This window comes from Priestia sp. P5_B4, from assembly GCF_056400385.1.
Genome location: NZ_JBFULJ010000035.1, coordinates 1 through 22,371 on the forward strand (window position 1 = coordinate 1; position 22,371 = coordinate 22,371).

The window sequence follows — 22,371 nt, forward strand, 5'->3', positions numbered from 1 at the left end:
GTATACGATATACAAAGGTAGTTACCATAATGTGATTCATCGATACTTACTATTTAGGTAATTTTCTACGCTTTTTTCTGACTTTATATATAGAATCTGAGCTTGAAGATAGTGACTGTACTCTCGCACACTCATATAATCCTTTCAGTATATCCTTCTCTGCGTAAACTTTCATCCACTCAATACCATTAGAGGCCGAAAAACAGAGACCTACTATTTTTTCTTTATTAATTACATTCTTACAGAATTTAATGGCTGCAATACTCTCCCCTGAATTGGGGTTTTCTAAAATACTAGGGTCATAACAGGAAGGGAAAATGTTTAACTCCTTAAGCTTTTCTGGTTCTATAAATATTAAAATTGAACCTCTCTGCCATCCTGTTGCATTCCAAAGCTGCTCATATCCTTTGATGACTTCCTTTTTTAAATCTAATTGATATTTACTGCGGGTAGAAGAAAGTATATCAGTACACTGGTGAAATAATTCTGTATCTTCTTTAAGACCATAAACATAACACTCTGTGGCACATGAGAGTAGTGGACGAAGAATTAAGTCATGTGCTGGAAGCTCTTCACTCTCTTCATAGCCGTAAAATCCGTTTGGAATTAAGTTAACTACAAAATGATCCAAAAAAGCTCCACCTTTCAACTAAATACTCTTTTATTTATAGCATACTAATCTATATAAGAAGTGTATAGTCTATACATTATTAGTTCACATAATGTCTATTTTAAGTAGTAAAAGGTTAATCTTCGGCCTGTAATTTATTTAATTTAACTAATGCTCCATTTACCTCTTTTCTCAATTGTTGTTCCGAAATTTCAAAGGGGGTTTCTTGACCTGGAAGGCATTCATGCCAATAGCAATCGGCTGATTCAAATACGCCGTTTAAAATTAAAAACAATTCACCGCCAATATGTCATCGGATTCTTTAAATATTTTAAAATATTGAGTTTGAAATTCGTCTGCAGTTATTTTTTCATTCAAGAAATCTTCAATTAGCTGTTTATACTTATCGGCAATCATTTTGTATTCCTCCTAATATCCTTATCTAAGTACAATAATAGGTAAAAACTTAAAAAGGGGTTTACTTATTTTTTATGGAATTACTTATCAAATAAAGGCAGTGATAATTTTAATGTAAAAAAAGGGGGATAAGGATGCGAAGAGTAAAAGGATTGGCAAACGGACTTAGAAGTGGTCCTTGGAGCGAAAATAAGCTTACCAATCAAGCTGAATATTCACCTTATGATACTGAAATATATAGGATTACAAAAGAATCCGAAAAGTTGCTTGATAAAGAAGAAAGAATACTGTATCGAGCTTATAAGCCGCATCCAGAAGCTTTTCACCCTGCAAATCAAGAACAAATACAGAAAATAATTAATAATATTCCTTCAAATTACTTAACAGGCTTAAAAGGAATATTTTTATGCAGTGGTTCTAAAAAACAGCTTAATTGTAATGAATTTCGCTTCGCCTCTTACAATGATTTTTATAAGGTAATATATCTATTTCCATTTCCAAAAACAATGTGTTTACATTACAAGACTAAACCAAAACCCTCTATTTGCATTGAGTATGAAAGGCATGGTACTAGGTGGATTGAAAAAAATAATGGTTGGGTTTTAAAATTCGATAAGAAATCAATTCAATCCTTTTATCTAAAAGATGTACTTTTTCATGAACTAGGACATCATGTTGAAAATCAATTTCATGATATCAAACATAAAAGTGATAAAGAACGCGAGCGCTTTGCAGAATGGTTTGCCATAGAATATGGACTTAAAAGCCAAATTAAATGATTAGAAGAATAAATAATATTGCAAATAATAATTAAATTAGGAGATTGCAAATGAAAAAAAGACTAAAAAAGAAAGTGGCCAAAAATAAGGAAAAGAGGAAGGAAGAGATATTTCAATATGCTGCATACGGCGATTTAGAGAAGATACAGGAGTTGTTAAATTCCGGAATAGACATTAATACAAGAGATCAAGGCGGGTATACAATGCTTCATTGGGCAACACAAGAAGGTAATTTAGAGGTCATTAAATTCCTAGTATTAGCAGGGGTGAATAATAATTTAAAGGATGAAGAAGGATTTTCGCCATTATATATAGCTGCTGGATCAGGTTATATAGAAATCGTGGAATGGTTAATTAAAAATGGTGCAAATATTGAAGTTAAGAGCAATGATGGGGTAACACCTTTAATGATTGCTTGCTGTTATGACCATAAAAAAGTCGTTGAATTACTATTAGAAAGTGGAGCAAATAAGAACATAAAAGATGATGATGACAAAACAGCTTTGTTTTATGCAGAAGAGTATGGTAACAAAGAAATAGCTAATCTTTTAAAGAATTAAGACACTCATTAGATGATTAAGTTTCTCTAACCTTCTTTGTACTTTTTCATAAGAATAAATCCTTTATTAACTACGATGAAATCTAGCTATTATTCTTCTTACATTATTTAAGAATGGAGTGTTTACATGCAAACACATACTGAAGGAGCCCCAGTTTGGAAATGGTATGGAGTAAAGGTTCTCTATAAAAACTTAATAACGGGCAAGCCTAATGCTGAAAAGATTGACGAAAATTATGAAGACCATCAAATATTTGAGGAAAGTATTTTATTAATTAAAGCAAAATCATTTGATCAAGCCTATGAAATTGCAGAAACAAAAGCAAAAGAAAATGAAGATAGTTATATAAATGTTTATGATCAAGTTGTAAATTTTCAATTCGTCGATAGTTTAGATGCGTTTCTGTTATGTGAAGATGAGGAATTAGAAAATGGCATAGAAGTATATTCACGCTTTCTACATATTTCTAAAGAAGAAAGCTTTGCCAATGTCTTATCTAGATACTATCCGGAAGTCATTGAAGAGGAAAAAGATCAAATACGAAAAAGCTTTATCTTAAGAAATAAAGCTTTTAATTAAGATTAACGCTATATATGTAGATACCAAGTACTTTCAAACAGGAATGCTAGTTTACATAGCACGGCTTATAGGAATGAAATATATAGAATAGAAAAAGATTCCCTTTACCTAAGGTAAAGGGGATCTTTTATTCATATACACAATAGAATTAAGAATTATTCTTTATTGTTACGGGTGGTACGTACAATTGTATCAATACCTTTTTCACGAGATTGGAGAATCAATCCTGCAACTACAAAACCAATAAAAAGTACAACTATTTTTAATATTACAGCGATTATATGATAATTAATAAAGGTAACGAGAAAGCTTATAAGAATCCCACTTACAATTAATATTGCAATTAAAATACTTCTTTTTAATTGACTCATAACTAATCTCCCTCTTTTCTTGATCTAATCCTATTGTGTACATAATTAGTATATCGTAAAAATTAGTAATTTTTTACTTTTTAAACAGAATATATTTATGATTTTTAGTATGAATACTCCATACATTTTTAGTTACCATAATGTGCCTTCTAGGAATCAAAAGGCCCTTGGTATATTTCAACCAAGGGCCTTTTATATAACTTACTTTTATTTTTTTAAGTTCGGTTCTGATCCATCATATAGTTTTTCGATGCTAGTAACGTTCTCTTTGTTAAAAGAAACCCTCCAAATAAATGCTATACGATCGATATCTACTTTCCCATTTTCAAAATAACCAATCATAATACGTGTATTTTCTTTGTCGGCAGCAGGCAAACCTTGAAAACGCACAATTCTTGTTTTTTCAGTTACTTCTGGAATCGTAACACCTTTTGCAACATAACGCTCAGCGCCTTTAGCACCTTGCGTCATGTAACTTTTATAAAAATTAGATAAAGCAGGATTTGTGTCAGAATAAGCATATGTGTTATGAGCTATTGGTAGAAACAGTCCCATAATCAAAGTGATACATACTAATTGTTTCATTCTTATTCCTCCTCAGTTATGATTAAATGTCAGTTTAAGTAAAAATAATTATCCGCACTTTATAAAATAGCTACTTACATATTTTTATTGTATTTTGGAGAACAGGAGGTCCGAGTTTTTCTGTTTTTGAGTTGGAAAGGCGAACTTGTACTTTTACATTTTTCATATCTGCTGTAATTAAATCGAATCGACCAGCCCACGTAGGACTTTCATCTTCAGGAGTGGGATACATACGGAATCGCCAGCTAATTTCATTCGGTATGGTTGCATATCCTTCATAACCATCATACTGTCCATAAGACGATGGCTTAGGAAGATGAACCCCTAGAATGCTTATATTCGTCCGTGGAAAGCTAGGAGGACTCCCCAATTGAACTTTGTAAATTAATGCTGTGCCTTTGGCATTTTTCATATTCTTATCGATCGGTTCTAAAGTAATAGTACAAGGCATTCTATCAGCGTGTGTTTGTAGGGGATAGGCAACCGTACTTATAAGGATAAAAAGGCCGAAAATAAGGGATTTCATTAAACATTACTCCTTGATTTTTTATTATGTTCCCCTTTATCTGCCTAGTTTATAACAATCTTTACGTACGGAGTCCAATGAACATTATTATTTCGACATTATGTATATTAAAATTGGGTATACTACTTCTAGCTTTCTGTATGACACAGAAAATTAGGAGGAGTCTATATGCCTAAACGTGGCATAGTTTTAGTTGCAATAGCTATATTGCTTTTTTTAATTCTTAATTCTCTATCTTTAGCCCAAACAACGTATCCAAACACAATTGAAAAGCAGATAAGAGAAGAACTTATTCGAATGGAAGCTAACGTTAATTCGTCTACTAAATTGAAAGTTGTCAAACTGGCAAAAGTTCCTCATAAGAATTACTACACTGCCCTATTCAAATTTCGTGCTGATTCTTTAAATTACTTAGGTGAAGCTTCTTTTCGAAAGCAAGATGGTGAATTTAAATATGTCGGTGAGTTAGGATATGCTATAAACACTCTAAGTGAATCACCCCTTACAGTAGACAACGAATTATACTATATGATTTACAGTGAGAATATAGGAAAAAAAATTAAAACCATCTATGTTACCTCTCTTAATAAACAATTAGAATATTCCATTCATCCAGGGAAAGAGAAATATTTTGTTCACTATAAAAAGCTTCCTTCTAACATGAGAGAAAAGGACATGTACCCTGTAACCGTTACTTGTTATGACCAAGATAATAAGGTAATTCCAAGTAGCAAGTGTGTACGCTAGGCTAAGATTTGATATTCAGCTCTGTTATGGAATTTCTATTACTGGAGGAACATAAATGATCAAACAACTTACGATTTTATTTCTAAGTAGCTTATTAATTTTAAGTCTTTATTCTTCGGCTGTAGCTCAAACACAAACACCCTATCCTGATATGATTGAACGTCAAATCAAAGAATTATTAAAGGAAACAAGAACCTATTTCGATTCATCCAAGCCTGTTAAAGTCTTAAAGATGGTGAAAACTCCTAAAAAACATTACTACACCGTACTGTTTACGTACTATGCTTACTCAAATGATTATTTGGGTAGTGCAACGTTCAAAAAAGAAAAAGATAGATACACATTCATTAATGGGATGGGTTCTACTGTTCAAAAATTAAACAATGACACTATGTACCTTGATAAAGTTCCCTACAGCGTGGTTTACGGATTTAATGAGGAAAATCGTATTAAAATGCTACACCTTTTTACGTTAGATAAAAAGTCTTCCTACACTGCTCCAATAAAAAAAGGAACATATTTTATACACTTCAAAAAACTCCCATTAAACACTAATTTAGAAAAGATGAAGCCTTTTTATATCGACTGCTATGGGAAAGATAACAAACTAATTCCTTGGGGTGAATGTGCGGAGTAAGTTTATATAATAGTTTAAATAATTTCTTTTAGTAAGAGCACCCTACTTATTAGGAGGTGTGTATTCTTATGAAAAAAATAACTCTTATTACACTCATTACATCTATTCTTTTACTTATAAGCAATAGCATAGAAGCTAAGGCACTTGCTTTTCCTGAATTACCAACGAAAGAAACATCCAAACAGTGGAGCGTTGAGGTTATGAAGCCAGATAATGACGATCCTAACTTAGCAAAAGCAAAAAAAGGTGTCTATCATACCTATAGTTTAGATGTAAAAAACATAGGGAAAAACGTGCATGATGTAAAAATTCAATTATTTCGCAATGAAGCCAATTCGATTACAAAATACGGGCTTTTACCAACTATCGAGCCACCGCAGCTTTCTCAGAAAGGTGGACATCCCTTACATGTTTCTAATTTCGGTTTGGCTGAAAAAGCAACAGATTTAAACGTTGTGATAACATGGAAAGAACAAGGAGAAGAAAGACAATATCAAGAAACATTTACGTTTCATCAAAAATAGAGCCTCATTAATTCTGAGGCTCTATTTTTGCACATTTAATTTACACTAGTGTAAGAATGTTACATTATGCAATAAATGCTTATTACCCTTCCATTCAACAATCAATTGTTCAATACCTACAATTGCTGTATCAGGTTTCTTCAGTTGTTCGCACACCCATCTTTGAATAGCCAGCAATATATTATGATTGAATTCTTCATAAGCAGCTTCAGGATACACATTACGAACTATTGGAAAGAATGAAAGATTAAAACTTCTATCTCTATAAAATGAAGCAACAGCCACTACTGTTCCTTTTAATTCAGGATGATGAGAACGACTGTTGTCGTATTCAAAACATCTTGTTAACCCAAATGAAAAATTTACGTTAGTAAGTGGCGGAATATATTTTTTTAGTTGTTTTTTGTTTGTGACATACGTTTCATGCCGATTCAAATTCCGATAGAATGATGACATCCTATATCATCCTCTTTTCCTTTTTATTATTGGGCAATCTTTATTTTCGTTTCCATTGAAACGAAACTTGGTAGCCTTTCGGGATACCATATTGAAACCAATTGCCTATCTCGCCAAATCCTCCAGGCTCATAATAATAAAGGTTTCCGTCCCTTTCTGCTACAGCTGTAGGGTAAAAAGGATTGCCTGTATATACATGAACAGTTTCCGTCTCAACTGTAAAAGGACGCGTATTAAGGTCATTCGACTTTACTATTTTTATAGGAATAATGTGGTAATAAGGTTTCAACCCGTCTCGGTAATGAGCAAATTTAGCAAAATTACTACCAAAAGAAATCGCTCCATTGAACCATTCAGCATAAATAATAGTTAAAAGCAAGAAACCGGTGAGGGATAAATGTCTTTTGTTCTTTAAATTAATGGGTGTTTCATATTTAGACAGAATAAAACAGATTAAAAGAAGTAACCCAATTTCTACAAAAGGCAGCCATAGATAAATGGACGCGTACCATAATGAAAAAGGTTCAGGAAACAGAAAAAGAAGGTAAATAACTTCAAAGATAAGAACATTCTTCAAAGCAACAGTACTCCTACGAACTAAAATAAAAAGACATATAAGAATAACAGCAATCGTAAAAAAACTAATTATAATACTGTTCACCTTCTTTTTCTTAGTGTGACAACTAATAAGATTTTTCCTTAATTTTTATTCAAAGAAGGAAACTAATATTAATAGTAAATTAACACAAACTAAGTATCACCCATATGAAAAGGAGACCGGCCTTGAAAAAAATCCTGATTAGTTTAAGTTTTATTCTATGCTTAGTTGCCTTTAAGGAAGTTGGAGAAGTTAGTGCTGAAACTGAATATGTACCTCAAAATAAGCCGCCTACAATAATGGAGTTAGCTTTTCTTAGAAAGCTGGGACCTATTATATTAAATACCATGGAAAAACATGGCGACCCACAACTTTTTACTTCTGGGCGTATAGAGAAAATAATAAGAAATGAACAGAATGACTTTTATGATGTGACAATAAGAGTAGTAGGATATGAAGGACCAATTAATCCTCCCTACAAATTAATACGTATTACCTTTCGGTTTCCTGGGGAAAATTATACAAAACATAGTGTCATACAGTATAAACATAGAACTATTACGCCCGATGAATTTAAAAATCTCAGTAAATTCGTTGATAGGTAAAACGACTAATGTACTTAATTTTAGAGCAACAATGATTACGTGTAAAAACAAACCAAGCAATATATGGACTGAGGTGTAGCTTTATAAACACAAATCGATTGGTTGGATTTTTTATTTCTTCTATTTTGCTTTCTTTATATATGTGTACTACAGCGAAAGCAAGTTTAAATGATACACCTTTACCTTACTTGGAACCAAAGTGCCCAAAGGTTTCTTCTACGGTTAAAGTTCACGAAAGGGAAAAAGAAGAGGTGCTTCTTGCATTGAACAAATTAGTACCAAAAGCTTATCCCTACAAGGAATACAACATATGGAAAGTAGAAGAAGCAAGACCACTATCATCACCACAAACAGCTCGACCATACTACAACTTAGCAAAAAACCTATGTGGGAAAGGTATTGCTGAAAATTCTTGGTTCATAAAATTACACTTTCCAAAAATCTCCCAAGGAGTAAGCGCGTCTACTGGAATCATGTTTATCGCAAAAAATTCTAATAATGAATGGAGCGTTTGGTACACATATAAATAGCTGATAAAAAATATGAAGTTTGTTTTTTCCTTAAATTACAAATAGCTCTTTTTACTAAATACAAATTCAGTTAACATAATCATCGTATCAGAAACAAAATAAGAGAGAGCTTGGTAAAACCAAGCTCTCTCTTATTTTTAACCATTGTAAAACTCATCTCTATTCCTAGAACGTGTAGAATAAATTATAGAGTTAATGAAAATAGAAAAAACTAACGTAAAAGTGCATAGACCTAGCAACATCATTAAACTTTTGTATCCTATTTGATCAAGTAAAAAACCAATTATCACAAGACATAACTGCATAATAGTTCGATCAATCATTGTCTTAAATGAAAAAAATCGTCCATGGATATCTGAAGGCACTTTTTGTTGAGAATATGTATATAACAGAGGATTAAACATGCCGTACGCCAAGCCAAATAAACCAAATGCTAAGACTGTCATATAGATACTTGTCAATGACAATAGAAGTTGAGCTATTCCCATTAAGCAGCAAGCGAACAGGAGAATAAATACATGTTTTTGATACCGTTTAATGACTTTTTTTATAAAGAGTCCCGCAACTAATATACTTGCTCCTTCTACAAAATAGAGGATTCCCATAATAAAGCCAGGCTGACCTTTACCTACTTCAATCACAAATAAATTAAATCCAGAAATGAAAATGAGGGGAATAATAGATACTACTAGCACAATCTTTATTGAATGATCTTTTAGAATAATAGGAAAGATGTCTTTAAATTTAGTCTTAGTCTTTTTAACGTTTTGCTGCAAAGCTTCGGGAACAACCAACAAAAAATTGATGAAATACAAAGTAAGATAAGCAATAAGAGCAATTAAAAACAATACATATAAAGGTGCAACAGTTAGTAATAAACCTGCTAATACAGCACCAAAGATTCTTGATAATGTGATGATATTTATATTAATAGCATTAACTGTAATCAGATCGTCTTTATCAACGATTGAAGGTAAAATAGTCTGTATTGTGGGATTAAAAAATGAAGCAGAGCAGCCAATCCCTATGCTGTAAATCATCATCCAATAAATCGATCCTGTATAGATAGCAATTAACATAGCTATAACAGAAAGAATTCTCATTACTCCTACCAATCTCAATACCTTTACCTTGAGCGTAACATCTATATAACGTCCAGCATATGGACCGATGATGACGCCTATAATCCCTCCGATGACAAGAAAAAAAGCTTGAAAAAAATGAGATTCGACATGAGTTTGTAAGAATTGCAAGTTTCCAATTGTACCGAACCATATCCCTAATTGAAATACTAACTGGCTTCCCAATACAATGCTTAAGTTTTTATTCCGTAATATCGTTTTTAAAAAATTCACTTCTACCTCCTAATCGCATTTTCCTATTAATTCCATTTTAACACATTACAAATGCGAAAAATGAATGAATATTATATATAAAGTTAGTTAACATAATCGGCATTATAGGTAGCAAAAAAGGTCCTTGATTAAAAGGACCTTTTTTTACATTACATCTAAATCACGTATTTTAATTAAAATTTCATTATCGTTTTCAACATATATATTGAATTTTAAAGTTAAATCACTTCGTTCTTCATCATAGTATAAACTAAAGGTTCCCTCGTAGTTAGGCGGAGACTTATATTCCACCTCATATATATCAATTTCATCTTCCCAATTCTGATATGCTTCATTTGGAGGTAAAGTCATTTTACCAGGATAATATCCTAATTCTTCTCTAATTTCTGCCTCAGTTATTTCAGAAAAACCGGAAGAAACAATGTTTTCTATATTACCTTCAACTAATTGGTGTATCAATATCTTCAATTTTTTTACCATTTCTTTTTTTAAAGAATCTGTAATCATTTTAGTTCTCCTATATATTATGAGTTCCATTTATTATATCAGTTTTACTCTGATATTCAGTGTATAAAGTATACACTTTTAGTTAACATAATGTCTCTTTCCGGAACCAAGAAAGCAAAAGAACCCTTGCGGCAGTAGGGTTCAGCTAAGGATTCTTTTGCTTGAGTATGCGTCTTTTTATACATCGTTGATATGACTATGTTCTTTGGGTAGTTGAAAGAAACGAGAATGTATAAAAAGAGCTCCTTTTATACATATGTAGCATCAAGAAAAATATAAATAAATTGGAAAATTATGATATAATTTAATGGTTATGGCATTCATTCTTCAACGAGTGTGAATCCTAAAAAGCAACCTTACTCCTATGACAAAAATGAGGTTGCTTTTTATTTTGCTCTTGTACATAAAGGACTTTACTACTCCCCCAGATGTTATTTGCACGGCTGTTTTAGACAACAAATTTGAACCTTAACTATTTTTCTATACAATATGCAACAAATCTTTAAAGCCAAATAAGAAAAATTATTAGCTTATGCAGGTCTTTTATATGTGAAGGAGGTTTTATATGAGTGAGATTTGGATTCAAGAAGAACAGTTAAATGCGGAGTTTGATGAAATGGTGGGGCATTATGTTCAATTGGAAGGACCTATTGACTCTGTTTACTTTATATCTGAAACAATGGAAAGCGTTGACGATAGGGATGAACAAAGGGATTTTTTACTCGCTTTCTTAATTAAGCAGGATAGGTATCCTTTATACCTTACATTCCTTTGTGATGATATGATGGCAGAGGAGTTTGAAAAGGAATTTAATCAATTAGGTATAGAATATAGCTATGAATTATTAGAGGAAAAACAAGCTTACTATACATTTTTTAAACGGGTTACCTATCACCCTAGATGTTTTAATTTACCAATTAAAGACGCGCGTACATTATCCTTAGCATTAGAACATACCTTTTACCTTGCTAATATGAATGAATTTTATTCGCTTTCTTATTCTAAAAATTTAAATTTTGAGCTCAAGAGAGTTAAGGAATGGGGCAGATGGAAAAACGTATCTATCCCTATTTTTAAAACGGAAGAAGATACTACGTTCATAACTATTTTCCATGATGGAGCAGGGTTTTTCTTGTTTTCAAACGAGGATAGATATTCATCTATACAAGAAGTGTGCTCAACTTTCCCAGAAGACTCTAAAGTAGTACAAATTAATGACCGACTACTTGATATTTAAGTAAAAGAAAGGGGATTAAATAATGGGGCGTATTTCTAGGTTCGTAAAAAATATATTTTTAAAGGAATATCAAATTTTTGCTAAAGAATTAGGCTTTAACTCTTGGGATGATGTCCTTGAGAATACATATGAGATATTCAAAATGCCTCCTGATGCTTCTTACCTTGTTACACAATCTAAAGAAGATAAGTGGATTGTATGGAATGATGAAGGTAGCCTTCCTTATTCATTTTTAGTATTTAGTACATGGTTTGATGCTATCACTTATCTTAGAAAGATATTTGAAGAAGGTAAGTACGAAGAACACTATTGGAGACCAGAGGGATTTGATCCAGGAGAAAATGTTTTTAAGAATATACCTGACAAAGAAAAAAATAATGAATAATAGAATGTTACACCTTTAATGTTTTGAAACAAAGTCAAATACACAGTCCGTAAAAGTATACCTTTACGAACACGTGAAAAATTATCAAAATCGATTATTTTATATATCCGTAAAAGTCCAAAAACACTTAATGAACGTTCTTTGTTTTCGTGTATACTTTTACGAACGTTTTTTAACTAAAAACGGATATAAAAATCTGTTAATTGATGATTTGTATTACGGTTACTATTAACTACATTAATCATGGACTCAAGGCGTTTGTTTTCCATAACATCCAAGCCTAATAAATAATCAATAAAAGCGATTTTCGATAGAGTAGCAATCATCAATGTTTCTAAATCACGTTGATCCATTATTTCATTAACGAGCTTATAAAGTTCATCTTTCCTGTGTCTCATGGCTTTTTCATCCACAACAACAGACCTGTCAATTTTAAAAATACTCACCTTGTTCCCTCGCTTTCTAAATGATCTATTTTCATTAGTATGCTCAATACTCCGGAAAATTAAAAAGATGTACATTTATAATAAGGATTTTAATAATCTATGCTGAAATAAAATAAAGAGGTGAATAATTTGTTACTTACTATTTTAAGTGCTTTACTAAATAAGTCAGAAAAGCAGGATGCTAAAGATCAATCTCTAATAATAGATGATGTGAAAAATAAGTTAAAAAAGCTTTCTCCTGAAGAAACCATTGAGTTGGGATATAGAATTACACATGAGGTGTTTGTGGTTTTAAGAAAGTTTCCTACTGATACTAAGGATCACTTTATATTGTTTAAACAACTGGCTGTTGCTGCACAAAACATCCCTGTTGAGTTGAAAGATAGAGGTTTAATAAAAGATTCACCAGAAATCTTAACATTTCTAAAAACACAAATATCGGAAATAGTGGCTTTATTTATTGAGATGTACAACAATAAAAGACTTCAGGGTATAACTTTAGAACCCATGAAGCGTATTAACTTCTTTTTAAATAGAAGAGCAACCTTTATCGAGTTAGTAAAAGGATTTAATGGTGTATTAATACGTAATAAAAGCACTAGAGATTGGGAGCTTGAAGAAATAGACAGAGAGATTTTTATAAACAAAATGGAATCGAACGATTTCTATTTTGAGATAAACGTTTCCATGGCAGATGTATCGCCCGCAGTAAGAGTGAATTTTCTCATGAAGGAAGAGTACTTTAAGGATTCAACCTATTTAGAGGACGTATATGAACTTCGTTTTCCGAATGAATTTATGTCGCAATTATTAGAAAGTGGGTTGTTTGCTTCAAGGCAATATAAATGGGTTTTTGAATCAATAAACGACTCAACGATATATGAGGAGTGTCTTGCTATAGTAACGGAGAAAAATAGTCTTAAGGAATAGTAGACAGGCTCTAGCCTGCAATAATGCATTTTAAAAAGGAGATTAAAATGAAGAGCTTCACAAGACCGAACCAAGCAGAAATACAATTTTTGAATATGTCTTACAATAAATTCTATGATGTTTTTGAAGAAGCTTTTAAAGAAGAGTTTTGGGAAGAAGACGCAATGTATCGTTTTTCGAAAATAAATATCGCCTTCTCAATATATTCTGAATTACTAAATTATGAGCCAATTAAGTGGCTACTAAAGGAAATGAAAGAGAAAAGGCCGCCTATGGAGGCAGAAATAGGAAGTGAACTCTTTAAATTCATAAGAAATGTACTTGCACATTTTCCTTATTTCGAAAGCTGGAATGAGGTTTGGATAAATAAATCGATTGTTAATTGGCATAAGCCAGGGTTAACAATTGATAGATTTCTTTCGAAATATGCGGGAAGGGAGGAAATTAAATATCGCTTTTGGGAAGCCGATAAAAAGAAAATGACTTATTTAAGTATTACCTTTCCAGAATCTTATTCAGATGACACAAAAATCTACCTACATAAAATACTCTCAGAAAAAGATGGTGTGAAGTTTTCCTTAATATTGATGAAACAAATTATAGATACACAGGTAATTTCCATTTAGAAATTCGTTTTAATAACTTTTAAAAACAAACAGGCAGCCAAATATTTGGCTGCCTATTTTAGCAAAAATGCACAACTAGAATTACATTTTATCATCTTCGATTACTAATTGCATTTGAAATATATCTGATTCTGTAATTCCTGCCTTTTTTAACTCATCTTGAAGGGTCATTCCCTCTTCGATCTTTATTTTCCTTTTAGTACCGTCTCTTAATGTAAAGATTCTCATTTGATACATGTAATAATTTCTCCTTTTGCGATTAAAAAACACCAAACAATGTTTTAATGTTGTTTGGTGTTGCTTAGAGTTATTCAATTTCTTTAGCAGCTGCTGCTTCTGAAGCTGCTTCTGCTATTTTTTCCTTGATTTTAGCTTGTATTGAAGCACCAATATTAGAAAAAAAGTTTACTTTTTCATCTGGAGACCAAACCTTATCGTCTTTATCATTGTGAAAACTTGTCAAAATTTTGGGTATTATTTCTAAGAAAGTAATTAAGGCAACTATAGATTTTTTTTCATAATCTTGGCGTAATAAATAATTCCCAGTATAACTCTCAAAATCAATATCAATTACACCATTAAAGTCTAAAGAAATTTCAACCGTTTCTTTCTGGTATTCAATTCTTGGCTTAATGAAAGAAACTTGTTCATTTTCAAATAAAAAAGCTAACGTACTTAAAAGGTTCATAATCTTATTTCCAGTACCCTTAACTTCAGCTAACTTATCATTTGTAGCTCCCTTAAAACCTATTATTTTCTGTAATAACAAATGTGAATCATCGTCTAAAGAAATTTCACCATAGTTTAGAACCCTGTAAATCATCCATATAAACATGTCCTCACTTATAGTGAAAGGATTCGATGTTAGTTCTAACTTCTTACTATAATTATTAAGTTTCCTTAATATAGTCTTTGTATGATCCCCGCCCGAACGATTAGTAATATACTGAGTGAGAACGCCATCAGTATAAATTATAATATAGCCTGATGTAGGATAAACCCTTAAAGATTTCATTTCATTATTCTCTTCAACATCACGTACTCTTTCAAACTCATATTCTATGTAATTGTAAGTGATCTCTTGACTGTTTAAGGTAATTGTTTGATTCTCTTCAAAATTTTTAACAACTTTATATCTTAAATATTCACCTGTTTTTGGATCTGTCTCCCGAGTCAACCAATTGTCGTAATCCAGCATATTTTCTAAAATTTCGTCCATGCTTTTCTCTGAATTATCTGTCCATCTTGAAAGTGTCATACAGATACCTCATTTGCTCTTTATTTTTATCCCTTTATTTTCTATTCCTATTTTGAAAAACTTAGCGAATAAACCTAACTTTACTTTAGCTTCTATTAAATCTTCATTCTTGTCATTGTCATTATTAATTACGTCAAAGGTTATAGATTCTGTTAATGATATATTGTCTTTATTTGCAATTAAACTCTTTAAATCAATATGGCATGTATTTTTTTCTTCATCGAATGTTAAATAATGTTTTGGCCTAATCTGAACATCAATCCAGTGAGGAAAGGAAATTTCGACTTTAGAGGAGAACTTTTTATACCTTCCTTCAACATTTAGCTTCACATAAATTTCTTCAGGGTTTCTTTCTCGGAGGGTTATTTCATTTATATCTTCTTTTTTATTTAAAATATTTATTTTTATTTGTAACTTTCTACCTTTATAAAAGTAATAGATAAACGAAAAAAGCATACTTACTAAAGTATTTAAAATACCGAAATCAAATGTCCATATAATTTTTTTATCTTCAGTAAAATTTGTAATTTTCGTTATAGAAACACCAAGATGCATAAGTAATAGAACAATTAGTAGAATAGCGATACTTCTAAGATTTCTTTTTACTTCACTTTTTATATCTTCTTTTTTATTTGCCATAGAAATACTTTTCTAATACCGGTTTCATTATTTTTTCAAATATCGAATCTAAATTATCACCATGAATAATACCATTAGAATAGATTTCGTACCTTTTGTTGGAGAAATAAACGTCGATACTATTTATATCAATAGATCCACTATCCGCTGCCCATTCTAATTCCTTTTTTAAATTTTCAAAAATTAATTTGTTAAATTTTATTTTTTTAATAATCGCTTTTATATTGTCCTTGACATCTTCATCGGTGTTGTCTGACATATTTACCTTTAAAATCAATCCATCTTCTGAATTTAAAGTAGCATATAAAATATCAGTCATAATTTCCGAATTAATAATAACCTGTTTCAATCCTTCACTTCGTGCTTCCTTTATTACCTCAAAATATCTGTCTTTATCAGGATTATAGGAACGGAGAAACAATTGAATACTTTTATTACGATGTCCTCTGAACAATTTACCATAACTGTTCATAATTTCCTCCCCATTAGTAAGGCTATTCTTTGAGAATGTTTTCTTTTTTAGTCCAATTATACCATTTCTTCTACATCATACTAACTATTTTATGAGCTTTATTCATTTTAATATTCTAGAGTAGAATTTTATGTCACCTTAATAATTATTTTTTACTTCTCAACTCATCAATCCATCTCAATGTATATCAATAATCGGGAAAAGGTATGATATTCCATTGAATAAAGAACGTTTGTTCGTATATAATAAAGAACAAATGTTCTTTATTAAGGAGTTAGTTCAATGGATTATGGGCAGCTACCAAACAGAGTCATTATTTGCATCGACATGAAAGCTTTTTTTGCTTCGGTTTCATCTGTCATACGAGGGTTAAATCCTTTGAAAACAAGACTTGCTGTTGTAGGAGATATTAAACGGTCGGGATCTGTTGTGTTAGCAGCCACACCTTTATTAAAGAAAGAAGGGATCAAAACCGGCAGCCGTCTTTTTGAAATTCCTAAAAGGAAAGATATCCATGTAGTAAATCCATCAATGGAGAGATATATCAAAGCATCTAACTATATTTCAAGTTTGGTATTGCAGTATGTAGCTCCTGAAGACTTTCATGCGTATAGTATTGATGAGTTGTTTATTGATGCGACAGCTTCTTTGCGTTTATTTGCTGAAACACCAGAGGAGCTAGCCCATAAAATAATCAACGAGATTTATCGCAAAACACGGCTGACAGCTACCGCAGGAATCGGTCCTAATCTCTTACTGGCTAAAGTYAGCTTAGATCAKGAAGCGAAGCACAGYCCAACAGGSGTTGCKTATTGGMGATATGAGGATATYCCCTTTAAGTTATGGTCGATTCATYCRATGAAGGATTTCTGGGGGATCTCRTCAGCTACAGAAAGACGCTTAMACCGTTTAGGSATCTATACCATAAAAGAACTYGCTCTTTCTTCRAARGAGATGYTACAAAAAGAATTTGGCMTCATGGGAGAGGAACTTCAYCAACATGCSAATGGGATYGATTTTAGTCGYATTTCYGATGTRTACATTCCTAGCTCTCGTTCMTTYGGAAARAGTCAGATTCTCTTTCGGGATTATACAAGCCGAAAAGAAGTGGAATTATTACTATTGGAGCTATTGGACGATGTTTGYTTTCGTTTACGCATGCATCAAGTGGTGGCTCAAACGATCCATTTATCSATTGGCTACAGYAAACAAACAGGTGGAGGCTTCTCAAGACAAAGGAAAATGGGGAGAGCTTCAAACTTAAGCCAAGATATTTTTCCGTATTGTTTAACCATCTTACATACATATGATAATGGAATGCCGATTCGCTCCATTGGGATTTCCTTATCAAACACAAGCATTGAAGAAGAGGAGCAAATGAGCTTATTTGAGGATATCGATCAGCGTGAAAGAGCCTATGCTCTTGCGAAAACGATTGATGAAATTCGAATGCATTATGGGAAGAATAGTGTGCTACGGGCTTCAAGCTATCTGGATCACTCAACAGCTCGTTATCGAAATGGCCTTATAGGCGGTCATAAAGCTTAGCATAAAGGAGGAAGATATCATGAATCACGATAGAGGAATGAAAGTAACAATAGTATATTATAAGGGTGAATACAAAGTATACAAAGATTGTCATTCACCTATTATTGTTTCTTTATAGGATGAAGAACAAGACTAAAAACATGTAGTATCTATAGTATTCATAGAATAAATAACTGGAGGTGGAGTCCACGTTTAGAGTGCAAAAAGTTATTCTATCATCAGAAGAAGAACGATGGGTTGTCTTAGACGAAAGTGGAGAGCTAGTTGTACCAATCATGAAGTTTATAAAGTATAAAGATGCTTTGGGAAAAGCTCCTAACACTCTTAAGACATACTGTTATCACTTAAAGTTATTTTGGGTTTTTCTAAGTGAGAAGAACAAACATTATAAAGAAGGTGACTTAAATTTATTAGCAGAATTTATTGGTTGGTTAAGAAGAGGAGCAAACGTTTCAAATACAGTTTATCTAGATAAAGGTAAGAAAAGCATTGAGGTAGCTAAAAGAACAGAATCCTCTATTAATTCTATTCTAAACTGTATAGTTGAGTTTTACGATTTTCAATGGCGAAATGGAGAAATAGCTTTTGATATGAAACTGAAAGCTACTAAGGAAATCAAAATCACAAAAAGGAAGTACCGAAGGTTCTTAGACCATACAGTACGTAGCCGTACTACTAAAATTAATATATTAAAGCTTAAAGAGTCCAAAAGAAAGGTTAAAACCATCACCAATGAACAAGCTGAAATGATTTATAAAGCATGCAGTAATCTTAGGGACCAATTAATCATTCGTATCATGTATGAAGGAGGATTAAGAGCTTCAGAGTTATTAAGTTTATGGATAGAAGACTTTAGTATAAGCGATTGTAGTATTACCGTCAGAGAATCGAAAACAAAAACAGGTGAGAAGAGAAAAGTGTATGTATCAGACGAGACAATGAATCTATTTCAAGACTACATAATTGATTATCATACAGCAGAGGCTGATTTGAACTACGTTTTTATTAATATAAAAGGAAAAAATAGTGGAAAGCTGATGAATTACTGGACTTTACAGGCCTTAATAAGACGGATTTCTAAGAAGACAAATATTGATTTTACAGCTCATATGCTTCGCCACACCTATGCAACTAATCTTTACGACCTTGGAATTAAAGCTGGTATCATTCAAAAATTATTAGGTCATTCTCAAGTACAAACCACATTAAACATGTACATTCATCCTTCAGAAGAAACCATAAGAAAACATTGGGAACAAGCTAAACAACACGGGGGGATACAAGAGTGAATATAGTGTCTGTAACTCCTACTCTAAAAAGAAAGGTGCCTCTAACTACCCTTCAGGGTTATTGGGCCTTAGATAAGTGGAGTGTTGATAATTATCCAATACAAGAACGAATTGGAAAAGTTAGATCAGGTAACAGAAGTGTTGATTTTAGTAAGATTAACAATCATTTCATTAGATCTGAGATAAAGTACTATTCATTTTATTCTTTAACAAACGAAATGTGGCTTTTTACAAGCTTTGTATGTATGCACTTCCATAGGCTTTATTTCATATCAACGTTCTTAGATGAAAAGTACCCATATATCACATCTATCCTTGATATTCCTTATGATAAATCCTTAACCGAATACAAGTCTTATCTAGTCCAGAATAATAAACCGTTAACCAAGGTCCGAAAGGGTCAAGAATATGTCTCAGAGTATGTAGGGATATACAAACAATTCTATCAGTTCTTCACTGACCATTATGATGAACGACCTGAATATGAAAAAGATAGATGGAACGTAGAGAAACTAGGTATTCCTTATAACATGTCTCGAAGAGATCGGTTTCTTAACTTTACAAGTATTCAACAACCTTATCGAGAGCTCGTTAAAAAATATGCCTACCAGACGTTGCTGGTTCAGCAGCAAATTACCTATGCGACCATGCAAAATATTTTAAAGAAGATGTTTTTGTTTTTTGATTTCATTGTAGAAACTTACCCTAAATGGAGTACTCTCCAAGATTTGAAACGAAAGGACATTGAGGACTTTCTATTTTATATTAGGAATCACGACATGGGAGGGAAAAGTCATACTAAGAATCGTGTCCCGAGTAATAGACATGTACTAGAATGCATTTCAAATGTAAGAAGGATACTTGAATATATGCAAGCTTTTGATTGGCCAGAAGCTCCTACAAGTCCAATTCATACACTTATATTTCCAGAGGATTTCCCCTCTAGAGAGACTAAACATTACCGGGAGCACATTAAACATGTGCCTGATTATGTATGGGAGCAAGTTCAAGAATATTTACATAAAATCGATCCTGAAATAGCTAGGTTAATAGTTATTATGGAGGCAACTGGTTTTAGGGTTTCTGATGTATGTCAATTGAAATTAAATTGCTTAATATATAAACAAAATGGATGGTGGTTATCAGGTGATCAACGAAAAGTAGGGATAAAAGAACATATCGTTCCAATTTCAGAAGAAATTGTGGCTATTGTTCAAATACAACAAGAATATATTAACAACCACGAAAGACAAGTCCATAACCTAAATAATTTTCTGTTTCCGGTCCTTAGTGGGAAAAATAGAGGAATGGCTTTTTCTCAGCACAGAGTTACATATGCATTAAATCAGTTAGCAAACGAATGTAACATTCTTGATAAAGATGGAGCAGCATTCCATTTTAAAAATCATGCCTTCCGGCATAGGTATGGAGTAAGTCTAATTAATAACGGCATGAACATTCTACACGTTCAAAAATTAATGGCGCATACGAGCCCCGAAATGACGCTAGCTTACGCAAAAATTTCGGATAATACGCTTCGAAAAGAATGGGAAAAAGTCCAAAACTCAATACGTATAGATACGAATGGTGAATTGGTAAGGGGAGACCTAAGTGAACAAGCTTTAGAAAATGGATTAGAACTTGAGTGGATACGACACAACATGGACTCAATCCGTTTAGATCATGGTCTATGTATAAAAAGTCCCAAAGTACATTGCGAGTTCTTAGATTACTCCCTAGAAGTTCCTTGTATAAAAAACAAGTGTAGGAGTTTCCATGTCGATACAACATTCCTTGATTATTACAATGTACAAATAAATCAGATGGAAGAAGATATTGTGAAATATGAAGCAAGTGGGCGTCTTCGTTCTATTGAGTTAATTAAACCAAAGCTTATTAAATACAAAGAAATTCGAGATTCGATAGCAAATGACAACGGAGTCTTCGGTATGGCTAAACATAAACGCGAGTATGTAGGAGATGAACGAAAGAACAATGGCTAATAAAAGTCCAAATACCACAGGGATATTAAATTATGCATATGAAAAACATACAAAAGCTAAAGGTCGAGTAGATAAAGCGATAAAAGAAATGATTAAAGAGAAAAAGCCAATTAATTTTAATTCAGTTTCTGAAACGGCTGTAGTTTCTAAGGCCTTTTTATACAGAGATTTATCTATCAGGAAACGTATAGAAAACTTGCGTCATCAACAAGAAGGTTTACGGGAAGCTAAAAACCTCAAGAGAAATACATCTGATGCATCTAAGGATGTGTTGATAGAGGCCTTAAAGAATAAAATCGATAATTTAAACCGTAAGGTAAATTCATTAGAAGTAGAAAATCAACATCTAAAAGATCAGATTAAAAAAAATCTAGGAAAAGTTTATGAAGATCTATAATTGGTCTTCGATTTGTGCGCCAACAGGAAGTCATATGAATCTTAATTTTGAAAATCGGTTATCGATGTAGTCATAGATACATCGATAAAAACCATTAAAACAACAGATTTTTTAAAGAAAGGTCTTGATAAAATGAAAAAATGGCGMCCRTTYGCCASTATGCCMGAGCAATAYAWAGGATTACAAGAAGTTATAAAAAAGCAATCAGAAATACCTCAACCTTTTTTAACAGAAGATCAAATGGAACAAATTAATTTTACCTTGATCGAAGCTCTCCATACACATAAAAAAGTATACCTTACGTATTACAAGCATGGGCAATGTATAACGGAAACAGGAGTTATTCAATTTGTAGATTCCCTTGGAGGGTTATTTGTATTTATAGATGAAGGATGTAAGCAAACGAACAAAATGAGGTTAAGCGAGCTAATTGATGTTCGTTTCATGTAGTAGAAAATAATAAAACAGTTTATTTACATAAGATTTCCATACATAATTAGTATAAGTTTAAAAAATATCTAATCATTTTTCCTAGATTCATTTAATGACGTTATATAAGGAGGCTCCTAATATGAAGCAAGTTTGGAATGAGTTTGAGCAGTGGTTAAAAATAAATCGACCAGAAGCAGCAGGAACGCTTAAAGAAGCAGCTGCTGAATTAGAAATTGCAGAGGTTGAACAAAAGATGGGACTAACATTCCCCAAAAACCTTAAAGACTGGTTAATGATACATAATGGACAGCGTGATGAATATA

General features: G+C 32.2%; 33 protein-coding genes. 18 read left to right on the forward strand and 15 right to left on the reverse strand.

Translation table 11 applies throughout. From position 1 onward, the window contains the following. Nucleotides 1-49: 49 nt before the first annotated feature. From AC1DRF_RS06520 to AC1DRF_RS06530, 3 genes are all read right to left on the reverse strand, one after another. Complete coding sequence (locus AC1DRF_RS06520) at nucleotides 50-631, reverse strand: hypothetical protein (protein WP_477740441.1); 582 nt, start codon at nucleotides 629-631, stop codon at nucleotides 50-52. Between the two features lie 115 nt (nucleotides 632-746). Beyond that, on the reverse strand, nucleotides 747-905 hold the full coding sequence (locus tag AC1DRF_RS06525) for a colicin immunity domain-containing protein (RefSeq protein ID WP_477740442.1): 159 nt from the start codon (nucleotides 903-905) through the stop codon (nucleotides 747-749). After that, nucleotides 896-1,027: a colicin immunity domain-containing protein gene (locus AC1DRF_RS06530; protein WP_477740443.1), complete on the reverse strand. Its 132-nt coding sequence runs from the start codon at nucleotides 1,025-1,027 to the stop codon at nucleotides 896-898. Before AC1DRF_RS06530 ends, AC1DRF_RS06525 begins: the two co-directional genes overlap by 10 nt. A gap of 134 nt (nucleotides 1,028-1,161) precedes the next feature. Here AC1DRF_RS06530 and AC1DRF_RS06535 point away from each other — a divergent pair, with 134 nt between their 5' ends. The 3 genes from AC1DRF_RS06535 to AC1DRF_RS06545 all read left to right on the forward strand — a co-directional run bounded on the left by AC1DRF_RS06535 (nucleotide 1,162) and on the right by AC1DRF_RS06545 (nucleotide 2,945). After that, nucleotides 1,162-1,806: an ImmA/IrrE family metallo-endopeptidase gene (locus AC1DRF_RS06535; protein ID WP_477740444.1), complete on the forward strand. Its 645-nt coding sequence runs from the start codon at nucleotides 1,162-1,164 to the stop codon at nucleotides 1,804-1,806. A 50-nt stretch (nucleotides 1,807-1,856) separates the two neighbouring features. Continuing rightward, on the forward strand, nucleotides 1,857-2,366 hold the full coding sequence (locus tag AC1DRF_RS06540) for an ankyrin repeat domain-containing protein (protein WP_477740445.1): 510 nt from the start codon (nucleotides 1,857-1,859) through the stop codon (nucleotides 2,364-2,366). A gap of 126 nt (nucleotides 2,367-2,492) precedes the next feature. After that, nucleotides 2,493-2,945 carry a DUF4288 domain-containing protein gene (locus tag AC1DRF_RS06545; RefSeq protein ID WP_477740446.1) on the forward strand — a complete coding sequence of 151 codons (453 nt, stop codon included), beginning with the start codon at nucleotides 2,493-2,495 and terminating at the stop codon, nucleotides 2,943-2,945. A 155-nt stretch (nucleotides 2,946-3,100) separates the two neighbouring features. Here AC1DRF_RS06545 and AC1DRF_RS06550 read toward each other — a convergent pair whose 3' ends face one another. The 3 genes from AC1DRF_RS06550 to AC1DRF_RS06560 all read right to left on the reverse strand — a co-directional run bounded on the left by AC1DRF_RS06550 (nucleotide 3,101) and on the right by AC1DRF_RS06560 (nucleotide 4,427). Further along, entirely contained in the window at nucleotides 3,101-3,316 is a 216-nt protein-coding gene (locus tag AC1DRF_RS06550; RefSeq protein WP_098366493.1) for a hypothetical protein, read from the reverse strand. 207 nt (nucleotides 3,317-3,523) lie between these two features. Beyond that, complete coding sequence (locus AC1DRF_RS06555; protein ID WP_477740447.1) at nucleotides 3,524-3,901, reverse strand: hypothetical protein; 378 nt, start codon at nucleotides 3,899-3,901, stop codon at nucleotides 3,524-3,526. 70 nt (nucleotides 3,902-3,971) lie between these two features. Then, entirely contained in the window at nucleotides 3,972-4,427 is a 456-nt protein-coding gene (locus AC1DRF_RS06560) for a YoqH family protein (protein ID WP_477740448.1), read from the reverse strand. A 168-nt stretch (nucleotides 4,428-4,595) separates the two neighbouring features. Here AC1DRF_RS06560 and AC1DRF_RS06565 point away from each other — a divergent pair, with 168 nt between their 5' ends. The 3 genes from AC1DRF_RS06565 (at nucleotide 4,596) to AC1DRF_RS06575 (ending at nucleotide 6,335) form a co-directional block, all read left to right on the forward strand. Beyond that, a complete protein-coding gene (locus tag AC1DRF_RS06565; protein ID WP_477740449.1) occupies nucleotides 4,596-5,174 on the forward strand; it encodes a hypothetical protein in 579 nt (192 codons plus the stop codon). 55 nt (nucleotides 5,175-5,229) lie between these two features. Further along, a complete protein-coding gene (locus AC1DRF_RS06570) occupies nucleotides 5,230-5,811 on the forward strand; it encodes a hypothetical protein (RefSeq protein WP_477740450.1) in 582 nt (193 codons plus the stop codon). Between the two features lie 68 nt (nucleotides 5,812-5,879). Further along, the gene (locus tag AC1DRF_RS06575) at nucleotides 5,880-6,335 is read left to right on the forward strand and encodes a hypothetical protein (RefSeq protein ID WP_328175352.1); all 456 of its coding nucleotides are present in this window, start codon (nucleotides 5,880-5,882) and stop codon (nucleotides 6,333-6,335) included. Between the two features lie 45 nt (nucleotides 6,336-6,380). On the opposite strand, the gene AC1DRF_RS06580 is transcribed toward AC1DRF_RS06575, so the two are convergent. Next, complete coding sequence (locus AC1DRF_RS06580; RefSeq protein ID WP_477740451.1) at nucleotides 6,381-6,791, reverse strand: hypothetical protein; 411 nt, start codon at nucleotides 6,789-6,791, stop codon at nucleotides 6,381-6,383. Nucleotides 6,792-6,831: 40 nt separating this feature from the next. Next, nucleotides 6,832-7,368, reverse strand: coding sequence for a hypothetical protein (locus AC1DRF_RS06585; protein ID WP_477740452.1), 537 nt, complete (start codon nucleotides 7,366-7,368; stop codon nucleotides 6,832-6,834). 206 nt (nucleotides 7,369-7,574) lie between these two features. Here AC1DRF_RS06585 and AC1DRF_RS06590 point away from each other — a divergent pair, with 206 nt between their 5' ends. Together AC1DRF_RS06590 and AC1DRF_RS06595 are read left to right on the forward strand one after the other, a co-directional pair. Next, on the forward strand, nucleotides 7,575-7,994 hold the full coding sequence (locus AC1DRF_RS06590) for a hypothetical protein (RefSeq protein ID WP_274582582.1): 420 nt from the start codon (nucleotides 7,575-7,577) through the stop codon (nucleotides 7,992-7,994). A gap of 98 nt (nucleotides 7,995-8,092) precedes the next feature. Next, nucleotides 8,093-8,524 carry a hypothetical protein gene (locus tag AC1DRF_RS06595; protein ID WP_274582581.1) on the forward strand — a complete coding sequence of 144 codons (432 nt, stop codon included), beginning with the start codon at nucleotides 8,093-8,095 and terminating at the stop codon, nucleotides 8,522-8,524. A gap of 137 nt (nucleotides 8,525-8,661) precedes the next feature. On the opposite strand, the gene AC1DRF_RS06600 is transcribed toward AC1DRF_RS06595, so the two are convergent. Further along, nucleotides 8,662-9,879 (reverse strand): MFS transporter, encoded by a 1,218-nt coding sequence (locus tag AC1DRF_RS06600; protein WP_477740453.1) that lies wholly within the window; start codon nucleotides 9,877-9,879, stop codon nucleotides 8,662-8,664. Between the two features lie 144 nt (nucleotides 9,880-10,023). Further along, nucleotides 10,024-10,386, reverse strand: coding sequence for a DUF7668 domain-containing protein (locus tag AC1DRF_RS06605; protein ID WP_274157665.1), 363 nt, complete (start codon nucleotides 10,384-10,386; stop codon nucleotides 10,024-10,026). Nucleotides 10,387-10,951: 565 nt separating this feature from the next. Here AC1DRF_RS06605 and AC1DRF_RS06610 point away from each other — a divergent pair. Then, complete coding sequence (locus tag AC1DRF_RS06610) at nucleotides 10,952-11,623, forward strand: hypothetical protein (RefSeq protein ID WP_477740454.1); 672 nt, start codon at nucleotides 10,952-10,954, stop codon at nucleotides 11,621-11,623. Nucleotides 11,624-11,645: 22 nt separating this feature from the next. Continuing rightward, entirely contained in the window at nucleotides 11,646-12,008 is a 363-nt protein-coding gene (locus AC1DRF_RS06615) for a hypothetical protein (protein ID WP_177564426.1), read from the forward strand. A gap of 176 nt (nucleotides 12,009-12,184) precedes the next feature. Here AC1DRF_RS06615 and AC1DRF_RS06620 read toward each other — a convergent pair whose 3' ends face one another. Beyond that, entirely contained in the window at nucleotides 12,185-12,406 is a 222-nt protein-coding gene (locus AC1DRF_RS06620) for a hypothetical protein (protein ID WP_477740455.1), read from the reverse strand. A gap of 177 nt (nucleotides 12,407-12,583) precedes the next feature. Here AC1DRF_RS06620 and AC1DRF_RS06625 point away from each other — a divergent pair, with 177 nt between their 5' ends. Together AC1DRF_RS06625 and AC1DRF_RS06630 are read left to right on the forward strand one after the other, a co-directional pair. Beyond that, nucleotides 12,584-13,384, forward strand: coding sequence for a hypothetical protein (locus AC1DRF_RS06625; protein WP_477740456.1), 801 nt, complete (start codon nucleotides 12,584-12,586; stop codon nucleotides 13,382-13,384). 47 nt (nucleotides 13,385-13,431) lie between these two features. Further along, the gene (locus AC1DRF_RS06630) at nucleotides 13,432-14,010 is read left to right on the forward strand and encodes a hypothetical protein (protein ID WP_477740457.1); all 579 of its coding nucleotides are present in this window, start codon (nucleotides 13,432-13,434) and stop codon (nucleotides 14,008-14,010) included. An 81-nt stretch (nucleotides 14,011-14,091) separates the two neighbouring features. On the opposite strand, the gene AC1DRF_RS06635 is transcribed toward AC1DRF_RS06630, so the two are convergent. From AC1DRF_RS06635 to AC1DRF_RS06650, 4 genes are all read right to left on the reverse strand, one after another. Further along, nucleotides 14,092-14,247, reverse strand: coding sequence for a hypothetical protein (locus AC1DRF_RS06635; RefSeq protein WP_172738189.1), 156 nt, complete (start codon nucleotides 14,245-14,247; stop codon nucleotides 14,092-14,094). A 70-nt stretch (nucleotides 14,248-14,317) separates the two neighbouring features. Then, nucleotides 14,318-15,268: a hypothetical protein gene (locus AC1DRF_RS06640; protein ID WP_477740458.1), complete on the reverse strand. Its 951-nt coding sequence runs from the start codon at nucleotides 15,266-15,268 to the stop codon at nucleotides 14,318-14,320. A 9-nt stretch (nucleotides 15,269-15,277) separates the two neighbouring features. Beyond that, nucleotides 15,278-15,907 carry a hypothetical protein gene (locus AC1DRF_RS06645; protein WP_477740459.1) on the reverse strand — a complete coding sequence of 210 codons (630 nt, stop codon included), beginning with the start codon at nucleotides 15,905-15,907 and terminating at the stop codon, nucleotides 15,278-15,280. Beyond that, nucleotides 15,897-16,379 (reverse strand): hypothetical protein, encoded by a 483-nt coding sequence (locus tag AC1DRF_RS06650; protein ID WP_477740460.1) that lies wholly within the window; start codon nucleotides 16,377-16,379, stop codon nucleotides 15,897-15,899. Before AC1DRF_RS06650 ends, AC1DRF_RS06645 begins: the two co-directional genes overlap by 11 nt. A gap of 282 nt (nucleotides 16,380-16,661) precedes the next feature. Between AC1DRF_RS06650 and AC1DRF_RS06655 the strand changes: the two genes are divergently transcribed. The 6 genes from AC1DRF_RS06655 to AC1DRF_RS06680 all read left to right on the forward strand — a co-directional run. Beyond that, nucleotides 16,662-17,927, forward strand: a complete 1,266-nt coding sequence (locus AC1DRF_RS06655; protein WP_477740461.1) for a Y-family DNA polymerase — start codon at nucleotides 16,662-16,664, stop codon at nucleotides 17,925-17,927. Nucleotides 17,928-18,124: 197 nt separating this feature from the next. Next, a complete protein-coding gene (locus AC1DRF_RS06660; protein WP_477740462.1) occupies nucleotides 18,125-19,216 on the forward strand; it encodes a tyrosine-type recombinase/integrase in 1,092 nt (363 codons plus the stop codon). Beyond that, on the forward strand, nucleotides 19,213-21,219 hold the full coding sequence (locus AC1DRF_RS06665; protein ID WP_477740463.1) for a tyrosine-type recombinase/integrase: 2,007 nt from the start codon (nucleotides 19,213-19,215) through the stop codon (nucleotides 21,217-21,219). Before AC1DRF_RS06660 ends, AC1DRF_RS06665 begins: the two co-directional genes overlap by 4 nt. After that, on the forward strand, nucleotides 21,212-21,616 hold the full coding sequence (locus AC1DRF_RS06670) for a DUF6262 family protein (RefSeq protein WP_195696254.1): 405 nt from the start codon (nucleotides 21,212-21,214) through the stop codon (nucleotides 21,614-21,616). The genes AC1DRF_RS06665 and AC1DRF_RS06670 overlap by 8 nt, the downstream gene beginning before the upstream one ends. Nucleotides 21,617-21,775: 159 nt before the next feature. Continuing rightward, complete coding sequence (locus tag AC1DRF_RS06675; RefSeq protein ID WP_477740464.1) at nucleotides 21,776-22,066, forward strand: YolD-like family protein; 291 nt, start codon at nucleotides 21,776-21,778, stop codon at nucleotides 22,064-22,066. Between the two features lie 121 nt (nucleotides 22,067-22,187). Further along, a partial coding sequence (locus tag AC1DRF_RS06680; RefSeq protein WP_477740465.1) for an SMI1/KNR4 family protein occupies nucleotides 22,188-22,371 on the forward strand: 184 nt, incomplete at its 3' end.

What these genes read in the sequence shown, in the direction of transcription:
- AC1DRF_RS06615 (WP_177564426.1), top strand. Translation starts at nt 11,646, where the DNA reads ATGGGGCGTATTTCTAGGTTCGTAAAAAATATATTTTTAAAGGAATAT.
- AC1DRF_RS06540 (WP_477740445.1), top strand. Translation starts at nt 1,857, where the DNA reads ATGAAAAAAAGACTAAAAAAGAAAGTGGCCAAAAATAAGGAAAAGAGG.
- AC1DRF_RS06650 (WP_477740460.1), bottom strand. Translation starts at nt 16,379, where the DNA reads ATGAACAGTTATGGTAAATTGTTCAGAGGACATCGTAATAAAAGTATT.
- AC1DRF_RS06610 (WP_477740454.1), top strand. Translation starts at nt 10,952, where the DNA reads ATGAGTGAGATTTGGATTCAAGAAGAACAGTTAAATGCGGAGTTTGAT.
- AC1DRF_RS06620 (WP_477740455.1), bottom strand. Translation starts at nt 12,406, where the DNA reads ATGAGACACAGGAAAGATGAACTTTATAAGCTCGTTAATGAAATAATG.
- AC1DRF_RS06635 (WP_172738189.1), bottom strand. Translation starts at nt 14,247, where the DNA reads ATGTATCAAATGAGAATCTTTACATTAAGAGACGGTACTAAAAGGAAA.
- AC1DRF_RS06630 (WP_477740457.1), top strand. Translation starts at nt 13,432, where the DNA reads ATGAAGAGCTTCACAAGACCGAACCAAGCAGAAATACAATTTTTGAAT.
- AC1DRF_RS06575 (WP_328175352.1), top strand. Translation starts at nt 5,880, where the DNA reads ATGAAAAAAATAACTCTTATTACACTCATTACATCTATTCTTTTACTT.
- AC1DRF_RS06560 (WP_477740448.1), bottom strand. Translation starts at nt 4,427, where the DNA reads ATGAAATCCCTTATTTTCGGCCTTTTTATCCTTATAAGTACGGTTGCC.
- AC1DRF_RS06535 (WP_477740444.1), top strand. Translation starts at nt 1,162, where the DNA reads ATGCGAAGAGTAAAAGGATTGGCAAACGGACTTAGAAGTGGTCCTTGG.
- AC1DRF_RS06645 (WP_477740459.1), bottom strand. Translation starts at nt 15,907, where the DNA reads ATGGCAAATAAAAAAGAAGATATAAAAAGTGAAGTAAAAAGAAATCTT.
- AC1DRF_RS06670 (WP_195696254.1), top strand. Translation starts at nt 21,212, where the DNA reads ATGGCTAATAAAAGTCCAAATACCACAGGGATATTAAATTATGCATAT.
- AC1DRF_RS06570 (WP_477740450.1), top strand. Translation starts at nt 5,230, where the DNA reads ATGATCAAACAACTTACGATTTTATTTCTAAGTAGCTTATTAATTTTA.
- AC1DRF_RS06545 (WP_477740446.1), top strand. Translation starts at nt 2,493, where the DNA reads ATGCAAACACATACTGAAGGAGCCCCAGTTTGGAAATGGTATGGAGTA.
- AC1DRF_RS06605 (WP_274157665.1), bottom strand. Translation starts at nt 10,386, where the DNA reads ATGATTACAGATTCTTTAAAAAAAGAAATGGTAAAAAAATTGAAGATA.
- AC1DRF_RS06565 (WP_477740449.1), top strand. Translation starts at nt 4,596, where the DNA reads ATGCCTAAACGTGGCATAGTTTTAGTTGCAATAGCTATATTGCTTTTT.
- AC1DRF_RS06580 (WP_477740451.1), bottom strand. Translation starts at nt 6,791, where the DNA reads ATGTCATCATTCTATCGGAATTTGAATCGGCATGAAACGTATGTCACA.
- AC1DRF_RS06640 (WP_477740458.1), bottom strand. Translation starts at nt 15,268, where the DNA reads ATGACACTTTCAAGATGGACAGATAATTCAGAGAAAAGCATGGACGAA.
- AC1DRF_RS06555 (WP_477740447.1), bottom strand. Translation starts at nt 3,901, where the DNA reads ATGAAACAATTAGTATGTATCACTTTGATTATGGGACTGTTTCTACCA.
- AC1DRF_RS06530 (WP_477740443.1), bottom strand. Translation starts at nt 1,027, where the DNA reads ATGATTGCCGATAAGTATAAACAGCTAATTGAAGATTTCTTGAATGAA.
- AC1DRF_RS06550 (WP_098366493.1), bottom strand. Translation starts at nt 3,316, where the DNA reads ATGAGTCAATTAAAAAGAAGTATTTTAATTGCAATATTAATTGTAAGT.